The 19165-nt window shown below is 53.4% G+C and carries 16 protein-coding genes; 4 read left to right on the top strand and 12 right to left on the bottom strand.

Going from position 1 to position 19165, the window contains the following annotated elements; all coding sequences use genetic code 11:
* The 3 genes from V0288_RS20475 to V0288_RS20465 form a co-directional block, all read right to left on the bottom strand.
* Nucleotides 1-251 (bottom strand): hypothetical protein (locus V0288_RS20475; protein WP_332867028.1); only part of this gene is annotated, 251 nt, incomplete at its 3' end.
* Nucleotides 252-368: 117 nt separating this feature from the next.
* On the bottom strand, nt 369-1364 hold the full coding sequence (galT, locus tag V0288_RS20470) for a galactose-1-phosphate uridylyltransferase (protein WP_332867027.1): 996 nt from the start codon (nt 1362-1364) through the stop codon (nt 369-371).
* Nucleotides 1365-1380: 16 nt separating this feature from the next.
* Nucleotides 1381-3312: a glycoside hydrolase family 2 protein gene (locus V0288_RS20465; protein ID WP_332867026.1), complete on the bottom strand. Its 1932-nt coding sequence runs from the start codon at nt 3310-3312 to the stop codon at nt 1381-1383.
* A 456-nt stretch (nt 3313-3768) separates the two neighbouring features.
* On the opposite strand from V0288_RS20465, the gene glf reads away from it, so the two are divergent.
* From glf to cobS, 3 genes are all read left to right on the top strand, one after another.
* Nucleotides 3769-6219, top strand: coding sequence for a UDP-galactopyranose mutase (glf, locus tag V0288_RS20460; protein WP_332867025.1), 2451 nt, complete (start codon nt 3769-3771; stop codon nt 6217-6219).
* A gap of 151 nt (nt 6220-6370) precedes the next feature.
* Nucleotides 6371-8539: a family 1 glycosylhydrolase gene (locus V0288_RS20455; protein WP_332867024.1), complete on the top strand. Its 2169-nt coding sequence runs from the start codon at nt 6371-6373 to the stop codon at nt 8537-8539.
* Nucleotides 8517-9299 carry an adenosylcobinamide-GDP ribazoletransferase gene (gene cobS / locus V0288_RS20450; RefSeq protein WP_332867023.1) on the top strand — a complete coding sequence of 261 codons (783 nt, stop codon included), beginning with the start codon at nt 8517-8519 and terminating at the stop codon, nt 9297-9299. Before V0288_RS20455 ends, cobS begins: the two co-directional genes overlap by 23 nt.
* Nucleotides 9300-9369: 70 nt before the next feature.
* Here the strand turns inward: cobS and uppS are convergent, their stop codons facing one another.
* The 3 genes from uppS to lysA are packed head-to-tail and all read right to left on the bottom strand — an operon-like array spanning nt 9370 to nt 12452.
* Nucleotides 9370-10119 (bottom strand): polyprenyl diphosphate synthase, encoded by a 750-nt coding sequence (gene uppS, locus V0288_RS20445; RefSeq protein WP_332867022.1) that lies wholly within the window; start codon nt 10117-10119, stop codon nt 9370-9372.
* Nucleotides 10116-11036 carry a diadenylate cyclase CdaA gene (gene cdaA / locus V0288_RS20440; RefSeq protein WP_332867021.1) on the bottom strand — a complete coding sequence of 307 codons (921 nt, stop codon included), beginning with the start codon at nt 11034-11036 and terminating at the stop codon, nt 10116-10118. The genes uppS and cdaA overlap by 4 nt, the downstream gene beginning before the upstream one ends.
* 21 nt (nt 11037-11057) lie before the next feature.
* Nucleotides 11058-12452 carry a diaminopimelate decarboxylase gene (gene lysA / locus V0288_RS20435; protein ID WP_332867020.1) on the bottom strand — a complete coding sequence of 465 codons (1395 nt, stop codon included), beginning with the start codon at nt 12450-12452 and terminating at the stop codon, nt 11058-11060.
* A gap of 226 nt (nt 12453-12678) precedes the next feature.
* Here lysA and V0288_RS20430 point away from each other — a divergent pair, with 226 nt between their 5' ends.
* The gene (locus V0288_RS20430; protein ID WP_332867019.1) at nt 12679-13410 is read left to right on the top strand and encodes a GUN4 N-terminal ARM-like repeat domain-containing protein; all 732 of its coding nucleotides are present in this window, start codon (nt 12679-12681) and stop codon (nt 13408-13410) included.
* A gap of 83 nt (nt 13411-13493) precedes the next feature.
* Here V0288_RS20430 and V0288_RS20425 read toward each other — a convergent pair whose 3' ends face one another.
* The 6 genes from V0288_RS20425 to V0288_RS20400 form a co-directional block, all read right to left on the bottom strand.
* Nucleotides 13494-13649, bottom strand: a complete 156-nt coding sequence (locus V0288_RS20425) for a hypothetical protein (RefSeq protein WP_332867018.1) — start codon at nt 13647-13649, stop codon at nt 13494-13496.
* A 3-nt stretch (nt 13650-13652) separates the two neighbouring features.
* Nucleotides 13653-14786, bottom strand: a complete 1134-nt coding sequence (locus tag V0288_RS20420) for a HetZ-related protein 2 (protein ID WP_332867017.1) — start codon at nt 14784-14786, stop codon at nt 13653-13655.
* 278 nt (nt 14787-15064) lie between these two features.
* Nucleotides 15065-15292, bottom strand: a complete 228-nt coding sequence (locus tag V0288_RS20415; RefSeq protein WP_332867016.1) for a type II toxin-antitoxin system HicB family antitoxin — start codon at nt 15290-15292, stop codon at nt 15065-15067.
* Nucleotides 15293-15399: 107 nt separating this feature from the next.
* Nucleotides 15400-15888 (bottom strand): REP-associated tyrosine transposase, encoded by a 489-nt coding sequence (locus V0288_RS20410; RefSeq protein WP_332867015.1) that lies wholly within the window; start codon nt 15886-15888, stop codon nt 15400-15402.
* Between the two features lie 5 nt (nt 15889-15893).
* Nucleotides 15894-16070, bottom strand: a complete 177-nt coding sequence (locus V0288_RS20405) for a hypothetical protein (protein ID WP_332867014.1) — start codon at nt 16068-16070, stop codon at nt 15894-15896.
* 141 nt (nt 16071-16211) lie between these two features.
* Complete coding sequence (locus V0288_RS20400) at nt 16212-19124, bottom strand: GUN4 domain-containing protein (protein ID WP_332867013.1); 2913 nt, start codon at nt 19122-19124, stop codon at nt 16212-16214.
* Nucleotides 19125-19165: the final 41 nt, after the last annotated feature.

The raw sequence follows: 19165 nt of genomic DNA, 5'->3' as shown, positions 1-19165 counted from the left end.
TGATTCGTCGTGCCGGGGCTAGAGGGAGTCACCCGTTGATTCGTCGTGCCGGGACTAGAGGGAGTCACCCGTTGATTCGTCGTGCCGGAACCGCTCGGGGTCTTCCTTGGAGACGGCGAGGGACTGGTGGAACTCGGGATCGAGGTCTGGGCGTTAAGGGCGCTATCGTGAGGGGAGAAGATGGCGTAACCCGCGGTTAAAATCACTCCCACCACAAAAAAAGTAAAAAGGGTTAGAATTCGCTTGTGCATCGGGAAAACTCCGGATTTCAAAACTTTTTTCTACGGATTTATTGAATAGGTCGAGTGAGAGAGAAGAAAAAATAATTTTCGGGAAAAGTGTGGTAAAGTCTCGCCCGATCGCCTCCTTCAGAAATGCACCGTTTCTTCGATCGAAACCGCGACTTCCTGTAATTCCCGCGCTTTTTCCTCGGGAATCGAGTCGTTGGCGAACATCCCGCCCGCGAGTTCCGTCCCGGCGAGGTATTTCAATCGATCGCTCGTGCGGTAGGGAGGATAGAACTGGGCGTGTAAATGAGCGTGAGGGTACGCTTTCCCGTCCGTGGGGGCGGAAAACCAAGCCATGAGGTAGGGAAAAGAGCGATTCCAGAGACCGTCGTATTTGAGGGTGACGGTTTTTAACGCCCGCGCCAGTCCCCGCCGTTGGGATGGGGATAGATCCTCGAAGGTCGCGACCGGTTCGATCGGGGCGATCCAGACCTCGTAGGGATAGCGCGCGCAGACGGGAACGAAGGCGATCGCCCCGTCATCTTGGTAGATTACCCGTTGTCCGTCGGCGATCTCCCTAGCGATGAGATCGGCGAGTAAGCCCTTTCCCTTTTCCCGGTAAAATCGCGCCTGTTGTTCTAACATTCGCGCGGGAACGGGGGGAACGAACGGGTACGCGTAGATCTGGCCGTGGGGGTGGTGTAGGGTGACACCCACCTCGACCCCTTTATTCTCGAAGGGGAGAACGTACTCGATCTCCGGTCGGGAACCGAGTTCGCGGGTTCGATCGCCCCAAACCTGTAGGAGTAAGTCCAAATGATCGATCGACAGCGTGGCGATCGAGGCCCTAGCGTCGCGCGTGAAAACCACTACCTCGCAGACTCCCTTCGCGGGAAGGGTTTCCACGATCGAGGCCGGCGCGTCGCGGGCCGCCAGGGTCATCGACGGGAACCGATTCTCGAACACCGCCACGTCGTACTTTCCCTCCGGTAGTTCCGTGGGGAAAGCGGGATCGACCGTCGGGCCGAGGGGATTGTATTCCGGGGGCGGCAAAAAAGTCCGTCCCTGTCGATGACTGGCGTAGGCCACCCATTCGCCCCGTAAGGGATGCCAGCGGAAATGAGGGTTCGCCGACACCGGTTCGTTACTCGGGCTAGGGGCCCGGAGTTCCCCCGCAAGGGGTTGCCGACTGTACAGGATTAGCGGGCGACCATCCGGCTTCTGTAGCTTTTGGACGTACATTATCATCCGACGATCCGTTCGAGGTCAGTGTAACCTCCCCGATCGCTTCGCGTCCTCTGCCTCGGGTCGCGTTAGCGATCGCCTCGATCTCGAACTTGGGGGTTCGATCGGCGTATAATAACCCGTTGGCCTCTTGGAACGTATCGGTTAGCTGGGTGTAACAGAAGCCACCGAACAACTCGATCCGGTTGACCGTCTCCAACAGCGCCGTGTACCGTTCCCGGAATTCCGCGATCTGCCAACTCCGCACGTATCCCCAGGCTTTCTGTCCGTCGGGATCTTTCGGGGGCGTGTAGGCGATACCGCCGAACTCGGTTAACATCACCGGTTGACCGTTGTGGGGATAGCCGTCGAGGGTGAGAACCCGGCCGCCAGGGCGTTCGCGGGCGAAAAGGTCGGTTAATTTCATTTCCGAGCCGTAACGCTCGGCCAATCTTTTCGGATCGTGGTCGTAGTCGTGAATCGCGAGGATATCGGTGTCGGTACTCTCCCAACCGTCGTTCCCGATCACCGGCCGGGTGGGATCGAGGGTTTTCGTCAGGTGGTACAGCGCGAGAACGTAATTGCGGTGGGCTTCGGTAACGGTCAGGTTGGGAACGCCCCAGGATTCGTTAAAGGGAACCCAGGCGACGATACAGGGATGGCTGACATCTCGATCGATCACCTCCATCCACTCCCGCGTCATCCGGCTCACGGCTTGCGGGGTGAACCGGTAGGCGCTGGGCATTTCCTCCCACACCAACAGACCCAACACGTCCGCCCAGTACAGAAAGCGCGGATCTTCGATTTTCTGGTGCTTGCGAACGCCGTTAAAACCCATCGCCTTGGCTAGTTCCACGTCCCGTTTCAACGCGTCGTCATCCGGCGCGGTCATCAGCGATTCCGGCCAGTAGCCCTGATCGAGTACCAGACGCAAGTAATAGGCGTGACCGTTGAGGGTGAAGCGATCCCGCTGGATACCCACCGTCCGCAAGGCCGTGTAGGAATGCACCCGATCGAGCAGTTCGTCCTCATCCCAAAGTTGGATTTCCGCCTGAATTAGCGTCGGTTTTTCGGGACTCCAGAGCAATTCGTTGCGGTAATCGTCGATACCGGGGTCGGAGAGCGCGATCCTGCGGTGAACCTCGCCGTGAATCACGGTATAGCTATCGTTGACCAGAACCGTCCCGTTAGCGGTGAGCTTCACTTTCACCTGGAGGTTATCCTGCCGCGAACCGTTGACGAAAGCCTCGAAACCGATCTCCCAGCGCTCGAAATGGGGGGTCCAGCGGATTCGATCGATATAGGTCTCCTCCACCCACTCCAGCCAGACGGTCTGCCAGATCCCGCTAGTCCGGGGATACCAGATACTGTGCGGTTCCAACTGCCAATCCTGTTTCCCTCTCGGTTTGGCCAGATCGTTGGGGTCGTCGGCCGCGTGAACGGTCACGGTCGTGATCCCGGACTCGTTCAGCGCGCCGGTAATCTCGAACGAGAAGGGAGTGTGGCCCCCCTCGTGTTCTCCCATATACTGCCCGTTGACCCAGACGCGGGCCCGATAATCCACCGCGCCGAAGTGTAGGATCAAGCGTCCCTCACCGAACGGGGTGGGAAACTCGCGCTCGTACCAACAGTTCGGGTGGAAGCCCGTATCCGAGATCCCACTTTTGACAGATTCCGGCGCGAAGGGAACTTCTATACGATGTGTCCAATGGTCAATGTCCCCCGGCCGCGTCCATCGCCCCGCGTCATCGAAGGCGAATCGCCACGGCCCGTTCAGACTGTACCAGCACCCTCTTGTCAACTGCGGCCGCGGGTAGGCGGCGATTTGACAGGGTAGTTTATCGAGGTTAAACGAATCCATCAATATCTAGCCCACAAGATAGCGAAATATTTACTCGTTTTAGTGACTACGAATTCATCCGAACCTAACTGTATCGTGGATGAGAGCGTCGGGTAAATCCGTAATTGCTAACCGTGATATTATGGCATACAAAATGATCGATACAACTATATTTTATCGGGTTTTAAAAAATTTTTTTAAGGACTCGATCGGGTTTAAAATTGATGGGATCGTACTGGAAAAAGATTTTATAATTTACCGAAAACTGGATTATCACTCTAGGTGTAAGGTATTTGAAACCTACGATAGAAGCTCGAAACGAGCGGTAGCCGTAGCCTAGGTTTATAGATAGGCATTTTACCTGGAATATCGACATTGACAAACCAAACCGACTGGAGATTGGTTTCGAGGGATATTTTCGCGCGTTTTTCACCTATCGATCTCGCCATTATATAGAATAAATTTTCGAGAAAAGATATGACGGATAATAAAATAGTAAGCAATGGTCTTAAAAACGAGCGTTCCGTACCGAATATTGAAAGTAAAATCCCGAAGTTAACGGAATTACCCTCGGTCGATCGCTCTCGCCGGAAGATCCCGGCACCCGATCGATCTCTTCCGGCGAGAGAGGAAGCGAGTATCCCCGATTTAATTTGTCTATCCCATTTACGCTGGAATTTCGTTTATCAAAGACCGCAACACCTGTTGAGTCGGTGCGCGACGAAACGGCGCGTTTTTTTTATCGAGGAGCCGATTTTCGGAGAACCGGGGAGCGATCGGCGATTGGAAGTGACGGGAGATAAAAGCGGGGTGACGGTAGTGGTTCCCCGTCTGCCGGGCGGATTAAGCGAAGAAGAAATCAATACGATTTTACGGGAATCGCTCGATCGATGGATGGAAGAGGAGGGAATCGAGGAATATATCTGCTGGTATTACACGCCGATGAGTTTGGGTTTCACCCGTCACTGGAAACCGCGGGCGATCGTCTACGATTGCATGGATGAATTATCCGCGTTTAAAAACGCGCCGGCCGAGTTAAAACAGCGCGAGGCCGAACTATTCCAGAAAGCCGATCTCGTATTTACCGGCGGTCAGAGTCTTTACGAGAGCAAGGTAAAACAACATCCCCACGTTTACGCCTTTCCCAGTAGCGTCGATGTGGCGCATTTCAATCAAGGACGGGAAAAACGAGAGGACCCGATCGATCAGGCCGGTATTCCGCGTCCCCGTCTCGGCTTTTTCGGAGTGATCGACGAACGCATGGATCTCCAACTCCTCGCCGGAATCGCCGACGCGCGACCGGATTGGCAATTGGTCATCATCGGCCCGGTAGTCAAAATCGACCCCGAAACCCTACCGCGACGCAAAAACATTCATTATCTCGGGAGTAAAGATTACCAAGAGTTACCGCATTATCTCGCCGGGTGGGATGTCGCCATGCTTCCCTTCGCGCGTAACGATTCCACCCGTTACATCAGCCCGACGAAAACCCCCGAATACCTCGCCGCCGGAAAACCGGTCGTTTCCACCTCCATTCGCGACGTGGTGCGTCCCTACGGCGATTCTAAACTGGTACGCGTCGCCGACACCCCGAAAGCCTTTGTCGCCGCCGTAGAAGCGGCCCTGCGGGAAGATACCGCGAAATCCGGCTGGTTATCGCGGGTAGACGCGTTTTTAGAGCAGATATCCTGGGATCGTACCTGGTCATCGATGATGCAGTTGATCGATTCCGCGGTCGCCGTCGGCACTTCCTCACCGACCCCCTCGCGTCAGGATACCCCGAAAACTGGCATTCCGAGCGCGCCTAACTATAACAAACGCGACTATGTTTTCGATTATCTCGTCGTCGGCGCGGGATTTTCCGGCGCGGTCATCGCCGAACGATTAGCCAGTCAACTCGGCAAAAAAGTCCTAATCGTCGATAAACGTGACCATATCGGCGGCAACGCTCACGATCACTACGATGAATCGGGGATTCTCGTCCACAAATACGGCCCCCACATCTTCCACACCAATTCCCGCGAGGTGTTCGAGTATCTATCCCTGTTCACGAAATGGCGGCCCTACGAACATCGCGTGCGCGCCAGCGTGGACGGGCAATTAGTGCCGATTCCGATCAATCTGGACACGATTAACACCCTTTACGGCATGAAATTAAATTCCTTCGAGGTGGAGGAATTCTATCAATCTCTCGCGGAACCGCGGGAGTGTATCCGTACTAGCGAGGACGTGGTGATCTCGAAAGTCGGTCGCGAACTGTACGAGAAATTTTTCCGCAACTATACCCGCAAACAGTGGGGACTCGATCCCTCGGAACTAGATAAAATGGTGATCGCCCGTATCCCGACGCGTACCAATCGCGACGATCGCTATTTTACCGATACCTATCAAGCGATGCCCCTCCACGGCTTCACGCGGATGTTCCGGAATATGCTGAACCACCCGAATATTAAAATCATGCTGAATACCGACTACCGGGAGATCGAGAAAGCGATACCCTGTCGGGAGATGGTGTATACCGGGCCGGTCGATGAATTTTTCGAGTACCGTTTCGGGAAACTGCCCTATCGTTCCCTACACTTCAAGCACGAAACCCATAATATCCCCGTTTTTCAAAGCGCGCCGGTGGTCAACTATCCCAACGAACACCCCTACACGCGGATCACCGAGTTCAAGTATCTCACCGGTCAAGAACATCCGAAAACCAGCATCGTCTATGAATTTCCCACCGGCGACGGCGATCCCTACTACCCGATTCCCCGCCCGGAAAATCAGGAAATTTATAAAAAATACCGCGAATTAGCGGAAGCGACCGCGGGAACCTATTTCGTGGGACGGCTGGCGACCTATAAGTATCTGAATATGGATCACTGTGTCGCGCAAGCGTTAGCCGAGTACAAAAAGATCGCGACGAAGGTTCGAGCTTAGGGAAAAGGGGAAGGGGGAAAGGGAAAAGGCTACTTTTCAGGATGTTTACCTTTACTCTTGTTGACTCTATTCTCCCGGCTCTTGCTTCTTGGTGGATCACGCTTCGCTAATCCACCCCACGGTCTAGAAAAAAGCGGAAAAACTGAACGTTATGAACGATCTCGCGAGAAAATCCCCGTTAGAAATGTGGGCGGGGATTGAATGTACGGTAAATCGGGTGGGTGAGGATTATTTCGACCAATTAACGCGTAACGGACACGATCGAAGGCTCGAAGATCTGGAAATGTTCGCCGAATTGGGAATTGCCGCGCTCCGTTACCCGCTACTCTGGGAGAGGATCGCGCCGGATGAAAACGGTTCGATCGATTGGTCTTGGGCCGACGAGAGACTGGAAAAATTACGGGAGTTGAATATCCGTCCGATCGCCGGCCTCGTCCATCACGGAAGCGGCCCGCGGCACACCAGCTTACTCGATCCCCGTTTCCCGGAGAAATTAGCCGATTACGCCCGCGCCGTGGCGGATCGCTATCCCTGGCTAACGGATTATACCCCCGTCAACGAACCCCTCACAACGGCTCGTTTTAGCGGCTTATACGGTCATTGGTATCCCCACGGGAAAGATCCCCTCACTTTCGCCCGCGCGCTGTTAAATCAGTGTAAAGCGGTGATTCTGGCGATCGAGGCGATTCGCGAGGTCAATCCGACAGCGAGATTGATTCAAACCGAAGATTTAGGCAAAATTTACAGTACCCCGACGCTATCCTATCAGGCCGATTTCGAGAACGAGCGCCGGTGGTTGAGTTTCGACCTGTTGATGGGGAAAGTGACCCGCGATTGTCCGATGGGGCATTATTTGCGTTATATCGGCATTTCTGACCCCGAATTAGACTGGTTTCTCGATCGCCCCTGTCCGCCGGATATCCTCGGCATCAATCACTATTTAACCAGCGATCGCTATCTCGATGAAAATCTCGATCGATATCCCCCGTCTACTCATGGGGGCAACGGAAAACATCGATACGCGGATGTAGAAGCGGTACGGGTGAGAGAGGACGGGATCGCGGGAATCAGAACGATATTACGGGAAGCTTGGGAAAGATATCGTCTACCGATCGCGATTACCGAGGCTCACATCCACTGCACCCGCGAGGAACAAACGCGCTGGCTATACGAGGTCTGGCGCGAGTCCTGTCAAGCGCGGGAGGAAGGGATAGAAGTCCGGGCGATCACGGCCTGGGCTTTATTGGGCAGTTTCGATTGGAATAGTCTGGTAACTCGATCGAACGGTCATTACGAGGTGGGAGTTTTCGATTTACGTTCCCAACCGCCGCGACCGACCGCTTTAGCCCGTTTAATCCGCGATCTCTCCCTCGGTTGTCCCGCGGATCACCCGTTACTGGAAACGCCGGGATGGTGGCATCGATCGAGCCGGTTACTCTACCAGGATACCATCCCGAAAACGGAAACGGTAATCGTGAGCCGTCCCCTCGTCATTGTCGGCGCGAGGGGAACATTAGGCAACGCTTTCGCCCGTTTATGCGAATCGAGAGGGATTTATTCCCGATCGTTAACCCGAAACGACATCGATATTACCGATCCCGACGCGGTAGAAACTTTGTTCGCGGAGTTACGACCTTGGGCGGTTGTGAACGCGGCCGGATACGTGCGCGTGGATGACGCGGAACGGGAAAGCGACCTGTGTTATAAAATCAATACGGAAGGCGCGGAAACTTTAGCGATCGCCTGCGAGCGTCACGGGGCGAAATTCGTCACTTTTTCCTCGGATTTAGTTTTCGACGGCGAGAATCGAACGCCGTATCGGGAAATCGATCCCGTCGCCCCGATGAACGTGTACGGACGGAGTAAGGCGCTGGCCGAGGAACGGGTGTTACTGGCGCGCGAGAACGCGTTAGTGGTCAGAACGAGCGCGTTTTTCGGGCCCTGGGACGAGTATAATTTCGTGACGATCGCCCTGCGTCACCTGGAAGCCGGGGAATCTTTCACGGCCGCCGAAGATATCATCGTTTCGCCCACTTACGTCCCGGATCTCGTGCAGACTACCCTAGATCTGCTCGTCGATAGCGAGCGCGGGGTGTGGCATCTGGCGAACCGCGGGGCGATCGATTGGGCGGAACTGGTACGGATCGCGGCGAAAGACGCGGGAATCCGGCTCGATCGACTGATCGCGCGCCCGGGCCGCGAATTAGGCTGGATCGCGCCCCGTCCCGTCTATAGCGTCCTTGGAAGCGATCGGGGCGATTTACTCCCCGGCCTCGATAGCGCCCTCTCGCGTTACCATGAGGAGCGCCGACGGTTGTAAAGCGACGATTTTGTATACCATATTTAATTTTATTTGTCAAGAGGGAAAATCGTTTTTCGGGGCGATCGCCTTCTACTCGATCGTTCCCGTCCCCCAGAATTGGACGAGTTTCGATCGGATCGCGCGCTGGGTTCCCCTCGTGGGGTTACTGTTGGGGTTATTTTTAGGAGCGCTGGATCTCGGCCTGGCGCGGTTATCGATGCCGGTTTTCACCCGAAGCGTCCTGATCGTCGGGGTTTGGGTGTATTTGACGGGAGGGTTACATCTAGACGGGGTGAGCGATACCGCGGACGGATTAGCCGTCACCGATCCCGACCGGCGTTTACAAGTAATGTCCGATAGCGTGACGGGGGCTTTCGGGGTGATGGCGGTGGCGATGGTATTGTTGCTAAAAATCGCCGCTTTAACGGATATCGGGGAAAATCGGCTGTTAGTGTACCCGATGGCGCTCGTTTGGGGGCGCTGGGGTCAGGTGATGGCGATCGCTCTCTATCCCTACCTCAAACCCACCGGGAAAGGCGCGTTTCATAAAACTCAATTTCGCGCTCCCCTGGATTGTTTCGGGGGATTGTTGGGATTCATCGGACTCGGTTTCGGGGGATGGACGGGGATTCTCTCGGGGGTTGTCGGGAGTTCGATCGCTCTCGCGACCGGTTACTGGTTCGATCGACGTTTGGGCGGCCACACGGGGGACACCTACGGCGCGGTAGTCGAATGGACGGAAGCGTTTTTCCTCTGTTTTTTAACGATCTTTCTCTAGGAAGTTATAGCTCCCGGCGATCGGCTTTCAAGGTGAATTTTTCCAGCTTCTACCTGCCTCCTGCCTTCCTCTACACCTTACCGAAACGGCGATCGCGGTCTTGGTATTCCTTCAGAGCTTGATGGAACTGAACCCGATCGAAATCCGGCCACAGAGTCCGCGTGACGTAGATCTCCGCGTAAGCCATCTGCCAGAGGAGAAAATTACTGATTCTCAGTTCCCCGCTAGTACGGATTAAAAGATCCGGGTGGGGAATCCCCTCGGTGTAGAGATGCTGTTCAAAGAGAGATTCATCGATCGCTTCCGGGGAAACGGTTCCTTCCTGTACGTGACGCGCGATCGCCCGACAGGCTTGCAGAATTTCCTGTCGTCCCCCGTAATTGGTCGCCACGGTGAATTGAATCCCCGTATTCTTGGCGGTTTCCTGTTGCGATCGCTCTATCTCCTCGCGCAACGAAGACGGGAGCGCCGAAAGATCGCCGATAAAACGAATTTTAACGTTCTCTTCCATCATTTCCCGCAGTTCTCGCCGTAGAACCCGCTCGAATAGCGTCATTAAAAATTCCACTTCCTCCAACGGTCTACCCCAGTTTTCCGTCGAGAACGCGTAGGCCGTTAACGCGGGAATTCCCCAATCGCGACAACAGCGTAATAAATCCTTGAGCGCGTCCACTCCCCGTTGATGGCCCATAATGCGGGGAAGTCCGCGCTGTTTCGCCCAACGACCGTTTCCATCCATGATTACCGCGACGTGTTCGGGCAGACGGCTTTTGTCCAAATCACTCGGCAGTTCTTGTAACACGATTTGCTTGGCAGTCATTTTCTATCTTTCGGGGTCGATTTAGGCGAGCGCGAGATTTTTTGTAGGAGGAGGCGACCTTGTATGCCAATTGTACGCCCTAAACGGCCCAAACTCGGAGCGACCACTTCGCCTTCTCCGGAGGGCGCTAATTTGGTTTCTAAAAGCTCTTTTAGTTTACTGCTCGTCAGGGGTCGATCGAGCGTTCCCCCGGACGCGAGGGAGATCGATCCGGTTTCCTCGGAGACGACGATACAGATACAATTCTCTACCCGTTCGGTGATGCCCATCGCGGCCCGGTGACGGGTTCCCAACTGCCGCGAGGTACTGCGTTCCGAGAGGGGTAAAATCACCCCGGCCGCGACCACTCTCGTCCCGCGGATGAAAACCGCGCCATCGTGTAGCAGGGTTTTCGGTTGGAAGATGGTTTGAATTAATTCCTTGGAAACCTCGCCGTTAAGGGGGACACCGGGGTTGACGAAAACACGGGTATCGATCGTCCCGTTGGTTTCCAGTACCATCAGCGCCCCGGTGCGATTTTGCGAGAGATCCTTCACCGCGTCCACCAACTCGTCGATCACGTTATCCGCTTTCGGGGTCGGCGCGCTCTTGTGGAACAATTCGAGGATCTGTCCCCGTCCTAATAGTTCGAGGAAGCGACGGAACTCCGACTGGAAGATCACCGCCATCGCGACCGCCGCTCCCAAGACCAACTTCTCCAGCACGAACCCCAGTAACGTCAATCCCACCTTGTCGCTGATCACCGCGGCCAGCATCAAGAAGATCAGTCCCCGCACCATCCAGAACGTGCGACGCTCGCCGATAATCAGGAGCATCAGGTAGGTGAGGAGGAGGACTAATCCGAAATCGGCGATCGATAGGCCGTGCGCGACAAGCCACGATAGCGGACGGCGAAGGTCAGGGGGGATACCCGACATGGGACTGACTGAGGATGAGGTTTACGGGTGGGAGAGTCTAGCGGGTAAACGGTCTTGACGCAGTAGATCGTCGAGGGTTTCCCGTTCCAGGATCAAGTTCGCTTCTCCTTCGTGAACGAGTACCGCCGCGGGTCGGGGTAAACGATTGTAATTAGAAGCCATGCTGTAGTTATAGGCACCGGTCGCCAAGACCACCAGAATATCCCCCGGTACGGTTCTCGGCAGGGAAATGTCCTTTATTAGAATATCGCCGGACTCGCAGTGCTTACCCGCGACTGTCACCACTTCCTGACATTCCTCGCTCATCTTGTTCGCGATCACGGCGCGATAGACGGATTGATAGGTGATCGGCCGCGGGTTATCGGACATCCCGCCATCGACGGCGATATAGGTGCGTAAATCGGGGATTTCCTTGCGCGATCCGATGGTATACGCGGTGACGCAGGCGGTGGCGACGAGGGAACGTCCGGGTTCGGCGATCAGTAACGGGTAGGAAAGGCCCCGATCGTCGCAAGCTTTCGCCACGGATAGGGAAACGGCTTTCACCCATTCCTCGATCGACGGCGGATCGTGTTCTTCCACGTAGCGGATTCCCAATCCCCCGCCGACGTTTAACTGTTCTAGGGGAAGTCCTTTTTCTAACCCGAGTTTGAACCATTCCGCCAGTACCCCGGCTAGATCCTGATGGGGTTGGCGCTCGAAAATCTGCGAACCGATGTGCGCGTGTAAACCGACGCATTGCAGGACGGGTTGGGAGAGAACGTACTCGAAAACCGCCTCGATCTGGTTGGGATCGAAACCGAATTTACTGTCCAGGTGTCCGGTGCGAATGTACTCGTGGGTGTGGCACTCGATACCGGGGGTGAGACGTAGGAGGATAGGAATCGGCGAATTACTGTCTAATCCCGCCAGCATTTCTAGTTCTAGCCAGTTATCGACGATAATCGTACAGCCGGATTCGACGGCGTAGCGCAGTTCCGCGAGGGATTTATTATTCCCGTGGAAATAGATCGGCGTGTCGGTTCGGCCCGTTAGATCGAGCGCGGTGAGGGTGGTGTGGATCTCGCCCGCGGATACCACGTCGAACCCTAACCCCTCGCCGGCGACCACCGCGCAGACCGCGAGACAACTCCAGGCTTTCGAGGCGTAGATCACCCGAGAGGGACCGGGATAATAGGTTTGAAAGCTCTGGCGATACTGACGGCAGGCGGTTCTCAAGGTCGCTTCATCGAGAATGTACAGGGGCGAGCCGAAGCGTTCCACCAGCGTCGCCACGTCACAGCCGCCGATTTCCAAGCGATCGAGGTCGTTTACCCGCGCCGTGAGCGGTAATAGGGTTTGATTCGGGGAGGGACGATCCGGACGCGCGAGATAATTTCGGCCGGAGGGTCGGGTTTGCGGTTCCGTCGTTAGCATAATAATTGTATTTTGTCAACTAAATCGAGAATTTTCGAGTTTTCGGTCGATCGACCCCGTTCGCGAGGGAAATTTCCGAATCGGTGACGGGGATGACGAAAATAGTTCTCTCTTTTAGTGTACGATCGATAACTCGCGAAAACTCCCTTTTTCACTCGCCCAAAAACGCCCGGTGACTCCAGATTAGTGTTATTAGTAGTAAGAATACGGTGACAGGGTAGGGCGCATGAGCGATCGGCAATCAGCTTTAATGGAAGACGCGGGCGAAGATATCTCGAAATTAGCGAGTCAGTTCCCGACAGAATCGGAGAAAAATCAATTACAGATGATCCCCCGTCTCGCGGGCGCGGGAGAAGCGGGATTGAGCGTGTTAATGGATTATTTAGTCGCGGCATCCACCGATCCCGTCAATTTGGTCGCGGGGAAAGCCTATCAACTGCTCTATCAGTCGGACAGCGATCGGGCCCGGCAATTTCTGGCCGAGCGTTTTCCGAACGGTTGCGTTCCCTTGAAGACGGCGCGGGACATCGATTACCGACTTCTTCAGGAATTACTCGCCAAACAGGACTTTCAAACCGCCGACAGTCTCACCCGTCAGAAGATGTGTGAATTGGCCGGAGAGGGAGCGATCGCCCGAAAATACGTGTATTTTACCGAGGTGGCGGCTTTCCCGATCGAGGATCTCCGGACGATCGACGCTCTCTGGAGAGTGCATTCGGAGGGGAAATTCGGTTTCTCGGTACAGCGGAAGTTATGGATTTCCGTGGGGCAGGATTTCCCGAAACTCTGGCCGAAAATCGGCTGGAAAAACGGCAACGATTGGACGAAATACCCGGAAGGTTTTATCTGGACTCTCGACGCTCCGATCGGTCATCTCCCTTTATTAAACCAGTTGCGCGGCGTTCGCGTCACGGCCTCCCTCTTTTCCCATCCCGCGTGGACGGAATCCGGAAATTAGCGACTTCGCCGGTATGTTGTTCTATCCGTATCGCGTCGTCCCGCTAATTCATCCCCCTCGATCGAAAAGAAACGATCTCGCGGTTACGCTCGTGTCACGATTCCCCCGTGTTTTCGGGCGAGGATATCGGCCATTTCTTTCGAGGGGAATTTACTGGCTCTCTCGATACCGGGTTGAAAAGTTCCGGTATTGGTCAGGTAATGGGTAAAGACTCCCACCTTTTTAGAAATAATCCACATAATTCAATTTTTTCCCCGTAGACTTTGGGCGGTTAAATAAAGTTGCGTCCACTCTTTGACGATCGAGCTTCGGCGACGATCGAGACTTTCGGCGATTTGTTCTAGGGTTTTCCCGGCTTTTAGTCCGTCGATAATCGCTTTTCCGGCGGGGGTTAATCCCGCGTAGAAGCTTTCCCACCGTGTCGGGGTCAGACCGAAATTATGGTCTTTCGGGGTAATTTCTAGCCATTCGCCGACGATTTCCGTTTCTTCTTTGAGCGCGAAGACTTTGATCGCGTGATAGCCGACTTTCTCCCGGAGACGGTACACTTGCCCGACGCTCAGATTTAGCGATCGAGCGATCGACTCCTGAGATTGTCCCGATAGATAGAGGTTAAACCAGTTTACCGCCTCCTCTCCCAGCGTTTCGGCGATATAGGCGGCGAATCGTTGTTTTACTCTCGCGCGAAGGTATTGATTCTCCCGGTAGGCGCGCTCGTCCTCATGGGCGGCGATCGCCTCTCGATCGAACCGGCTGACGGTATTCTCGCCCCCTTCGCTCCCGATCTCGTCGGAGAGGACGCGGATCATCTCCTCGCGGGGAACGTTGGTCAGGCCGCTTTTGGATTGACGGCGCAGGTAGTTAACGAAACGATAGGCGAGTAACGGTCGGTCGCGGATCGGTCGGAGGGCGTATTCCTCCAGCGTGGCGAAAAGTAGGTTGTTTTGAAAGGTTCGATCGACCGGGTAGCGCGCGATCGAGGCCATGCTGGACTGTATATAGCGATCGCCCTGCAACATTTCCTGGATGACCTCTTGTAACACGTCGGCGACGGCCCGTTGTCGATCCCGACTGGTGGCTACCCAGGCGCGGATTTTCTGGCGTAGGGTCACGGAAGCGCCGAGTCGATCGAGGAGATGGCGGTAGGCGCGGGTCGGGTTGACTTTCAGGTAACGTTTTTGGAGGATCTGCCAGCGATAGGCTAATCCCGCGCCGGCCGTGGCGAGTTCTTCCGGGGCGAGGGTTTCCCAGCGATCGAGATCGTCCCCCAGCAACCAACGAACGATCGCCTCCCGCTCGGGTTCGGTCAGGTGACTCGCCTCTCGCGCTAGGCGATCGTGCCATTGTTGTTGCAACTCCTCGAATACTTCGCTCATATCCGCGAATACATCTATCTATGGGTGTATTGTTACCGGGATTCCGGTTTCCCGGATAGAGACCCGGCGAACGCGCCAGAAACTCGAAATTTTTCTTCCCGTACCGTCATCCACCTCTAGTTTAGTTGATCTATCGTCTTTGGATAGAAATTGGACCGGTTCGGGAGAGCGATCGCTCTCCCGCTCGTCCGGCGCGAAACGAGCGTCGCGAGTGCAATCCTCCACCATTCGATCGCCAGAATCCGTCCCACTAGAAAACGTACCTATCTCGCGGGGATTTACAAAAGAGCGATCGTTGACTTCGGCCGGGGAATTTCATCCCCATCTTCTAGCAACATCGATAGATGAACTCTAACCGCTTCTTTGATTTCTTGAATCGCTTCCTCTTGGCTTTCTCCGTGGGCGACAATTCCCAATTCTAAACATTTAGCGAGATAGGCTTCATCTTCGGAAGAAAATTCCACGAGATAGGAATAGTTTTTAATAGAATCGTTAATATCAATCATGGCTTTGTCCTTCTTGAAGCGAGGTGGTGGATTACGCTTTTCGGTGGGGGTGGTGGATTACGCTTCGCTAATCCACCCTACGGGTTCCCTACGGGTGTCGGTTTGGGTTATGGGGTTGGGGGGAAACGATGAATGCTGGAGTAGGGCCAATCTCGCGGGGATTCACAGAGGCCGTGTCGGACGGGATTATTATGAATGTAATCGCGGTGATTCTCGAAATCTCGTTCGTCTCGGATTAAACGTTCCCAGAATCTTCTCTGCCAAAGATTGCTTTCTCCCCGTTTCTCTCGGGAGTGGGAAAGCGATCGATCGATCGCTAATTCCTGTCGGTAATATCGGCTAACGTAAGTTTTAATTAACCGTAATCTTACCGAAAAATCTCGATCGTCGGGAGGCAAGGTTAAGAGGACATGAAAATGATCGGGAAGCAGGACAAAAGCATCGATCGAGAAAGGATATTTAACGCGGGTGTGTTCGATCGCCTCTCGAAGTCCTTTCCGCCCCAACTCGCTACAGAGCCAAGGTTCCCGCTGATGAGTCACCTGTGTGATAAAATAGGTTCCCCCGGCAACATACAGCCTTCGATAATCCGACATTTCCCCTACAAATAAACCAATTTACCATTAACATACCCAAACCCAACCGAAAACCCGTAAACCCATTCCGTCCCACCCCATCCCATCCCATCCCATCCCGTAGGGTGGATTAGCGAAGCGTAATCCACCACCACCCCCAAGCGTACCACCATTCGATCGATCGCCCGAATCCATCCCACCATCGAATCGAACGCGTTAAAAGGGGATGATGTGGCGCGTTAAATGGTGCGTTAAATGCCTCGGTGTCAGGTATCGAAAACCGAGAACCCGCCCGGCTTCGTGGAAAATATACCTGTTATAAACCCTTACAAAATGCTGTAAGCCTATAGGCTACAATCGCTCAAGTCTTGACGCGAGAGAAGAGACCAACGCTCCCAACCCTTTCCAACATATACCCAACCACCCCCCTCACAAATACCATAGTACATTAATACGGGCAGGTGGGCGACATTCGCTGTAATATCAAAAGTTATATTTTCATACTTCAACCAAGTTCCTCCTAGGCGCCAGCCGACAGTATCGCCGAACTGCCTCCAAATTTGTCTATCAAAGTTTGCCGTTCCTCCCAAATTTTGATAAATCTTCGCTTGGCACTTACAGCCAAATTTTTCATTGCTGTAACGACTCCATAAGTTATCGATTATGTCAATATCTTTGCTCGACATATTGCGAAAAAGACCGTAAAAATCTTCGTGTTCTTCGATAATCATGATCTGATAGCAAATCCAAGCGGTTTCTTGATCGGCTTTTCTCCAGTCTTTCGCTTGTAAATCACTTTTTAATCTATCGAATAGATGGTTTTTCGATAAATAATTTGCTTGCTGTCGGAGTTCTTTTTCAAAAGCACTATCTGACGCTTGATTATATTGAACCGCGAGCATTTTCGAGAACCCTTCCCGAAAGCGTCGCGGATTCTCTGTATCGAGGAAAGACAGACGGAAAATCTCGCGCCATTTTTCCTCGTCTTCATTCTCTCGATCGTTCCAGAGTCGATCGACTTCCCACGCCGCGATACGGGATAGGGTTAGAAATTCTTGCTCCTCTTCCGGTAGATGAATTCGGGAGAGAATCCGGGGGAGAATGCGGGACACCCGATAGACTCGATTCGCTTCTCTCGGTTCGGGACTTTGTTCGATTATACCGAGCGTGATTCCCCGTTGAATTTGTTCGTTTTGTCCTTGACAAACCGCCTTAATCGCGCTAAAAGGAACAGGAAGTTCATAGATTAAACAACGACTTAAAACCTCGGCGAGAGGCTCATCGATGCGATCGTACAGATCCGGCCAGATTACCCGTTCTTTCCACGCGTTAGGATTATTTTGGTACTCTTGTAGTTTCCTCTCCGCTTCCGTCGGGGATAGAGATAGAATTTGCTCGTCTAGGTCTTCTAATAATCGAGGATTACCATCGGCGATCTCTAAGGCTAGATCGATTAAGTTTCGCGGTATTTCCTCACGATTAAAATTTTCTAATCGATTTAACTTTTTCTGAAGATCCGCGCCCTGTAGGGAGTTTAATCCCTCGATATGGAAGAAACGGAGAATATCGGGATCGAATTCATTGTAGCGACAGGTAATAATAATTTTGTGGTCGGTGTTGCTGGTGAGAATCGCGTCTATCAATGCCTGTAGGACTCTCGCGGGTTCGGAAAGTAATCGATAACTACCGCCATCTGGTTCTAGATTCCACTCGAAATCATCGAAAATAAAGAGGATCGTTTTCTCTTTCCTTTCGATACACTTTTCTAGGACGTGAGCTAGATTTCGAGAGAAGTTTTCCCCCGTGTCTTGTAAATAGCGATCGAGTTCTCGAAATTCCTCCGAATATAATTTTTGTTTCAACTCCTTGACAAAGATACTTTCGTTTAAAATCTCCACTCTGCCATCTTGTTTTTTCCATCCAGACCAGAGGATTTTATCGTGTTCGGGAAGACGATCCCAGAGACGGGAAACGAGGCTACTTTTTCCCCATCCTCCCATCCCGTGAACTAAAATCCCGACTTTCTCCGGTTCCCGTTTTAGCGCGCTTAAACAGTTCTGTAACTGCCGACGACGACCGACGAAATTTTCCCGCGTCGCTACCCGCATTTTTCTCGATGAGGGATCGCGCCATTTTTCCTTTTCTCGATCGACTGCGGGAATGCTTGTTCTTCCTCGCGCCCCCGGTTTGGTGACTAACGATCGAAAGACTGTTTCCGCGTCACTTACATAAAGTTTCATCCTCGGGAAAATCGATCGCTCGTTCCGACAACTTTCCCCGTACACCGACGCGATCGCCTCGTAAATCGATCGCCCCACGGCCAATTCCCGATATACAATGGACAGGGGATCGATCGAAGCGTCATTCTCGATCGCCAGAACCGTTTTCGCCCCCAGTTTCAACAACTGCCGCACGAGAGAATCTAACAAGCTAGGATAATTTGATTTTCCAGAAATAATCAACAGTTCCGGGAAAGAGTCGATCGCTCTGGCGATATCTTCCGCGCTACTATAGACAGGATCGCCGAGTTCGTTTTCGGTAAGTAAACAGACTTTCCCATCCTTAAAAATAACCCGACCGACGAGGTGTAGGATATCGAAGCGATCGGGGTAATATTCGATCGAGCAACGTAATTCCTCTAAATCGCCACTTTCCTCGACCACTAAATGCAGGGGATAGCGTTTCGTCCCCTCTAAAATCTTTCTTTCCTCGGCCTCGAAATCTAGTTTCGGTTCAATACCGATGGGGTCGGCGGCCATAAAGAGGACGTTTAAGGGGCGATTTTCCGGGCGATTTGCCGGGGGTTTTACGGGTTGTTTCCGTAATCCCTTCACCCATCGAACTGGAATGATGGGGGGATGCCGATTTACCAGAAAATCCCGGCCGTCGTGGAGGGTTTCCCAAGGATAACGCGCGAGGTCTTCCCCGGTATCGATCGCTAGAATTCGCGCGTCTGGATGGTTTTCTAGCCTTTTTTCCCGTCCGTTCAACCAATCATAGAGTTTTTGTCCCGTTTCCGCGGGATTTTTTGAAGGGTCGATCGATTCGCCATTTCCCCCGATTTCGAGATATAGAACCCATTTACCGACTTTTTCGGTCTGATTATCGTCTTTAGGGATTAATTCGGCGATTTTACGCTTACATTCCTCGATCTGCTTCTGTAACTCGAACTTCGTCGAGGGATTAGAAGCGATCGCTTCCTGCTGTTGTAAATAAGCTAATTTCTCGCGCCAAGTTTCTAAAGAATGTGAATTCATCGGTATCGTGGCAAAGGACGGGAGTTAGAGCGATCGCTACT

It is taken from the genome of Pannus brasiliensis CCIBt3594, assembly GCF_036688125.1.
Taxonomy (GTDB): Bacteria; Cyanobacteriota; Cyanobacteriia; order Cyanobacteriales; family Microcystaceae; genus Pannus; species Pannus brasiliensis.
The sequence above is the reverse complement of the archived record's forward strand: the minus strand, read 5'-3'. Positions and strand labels throughout refer to the sequence as shown.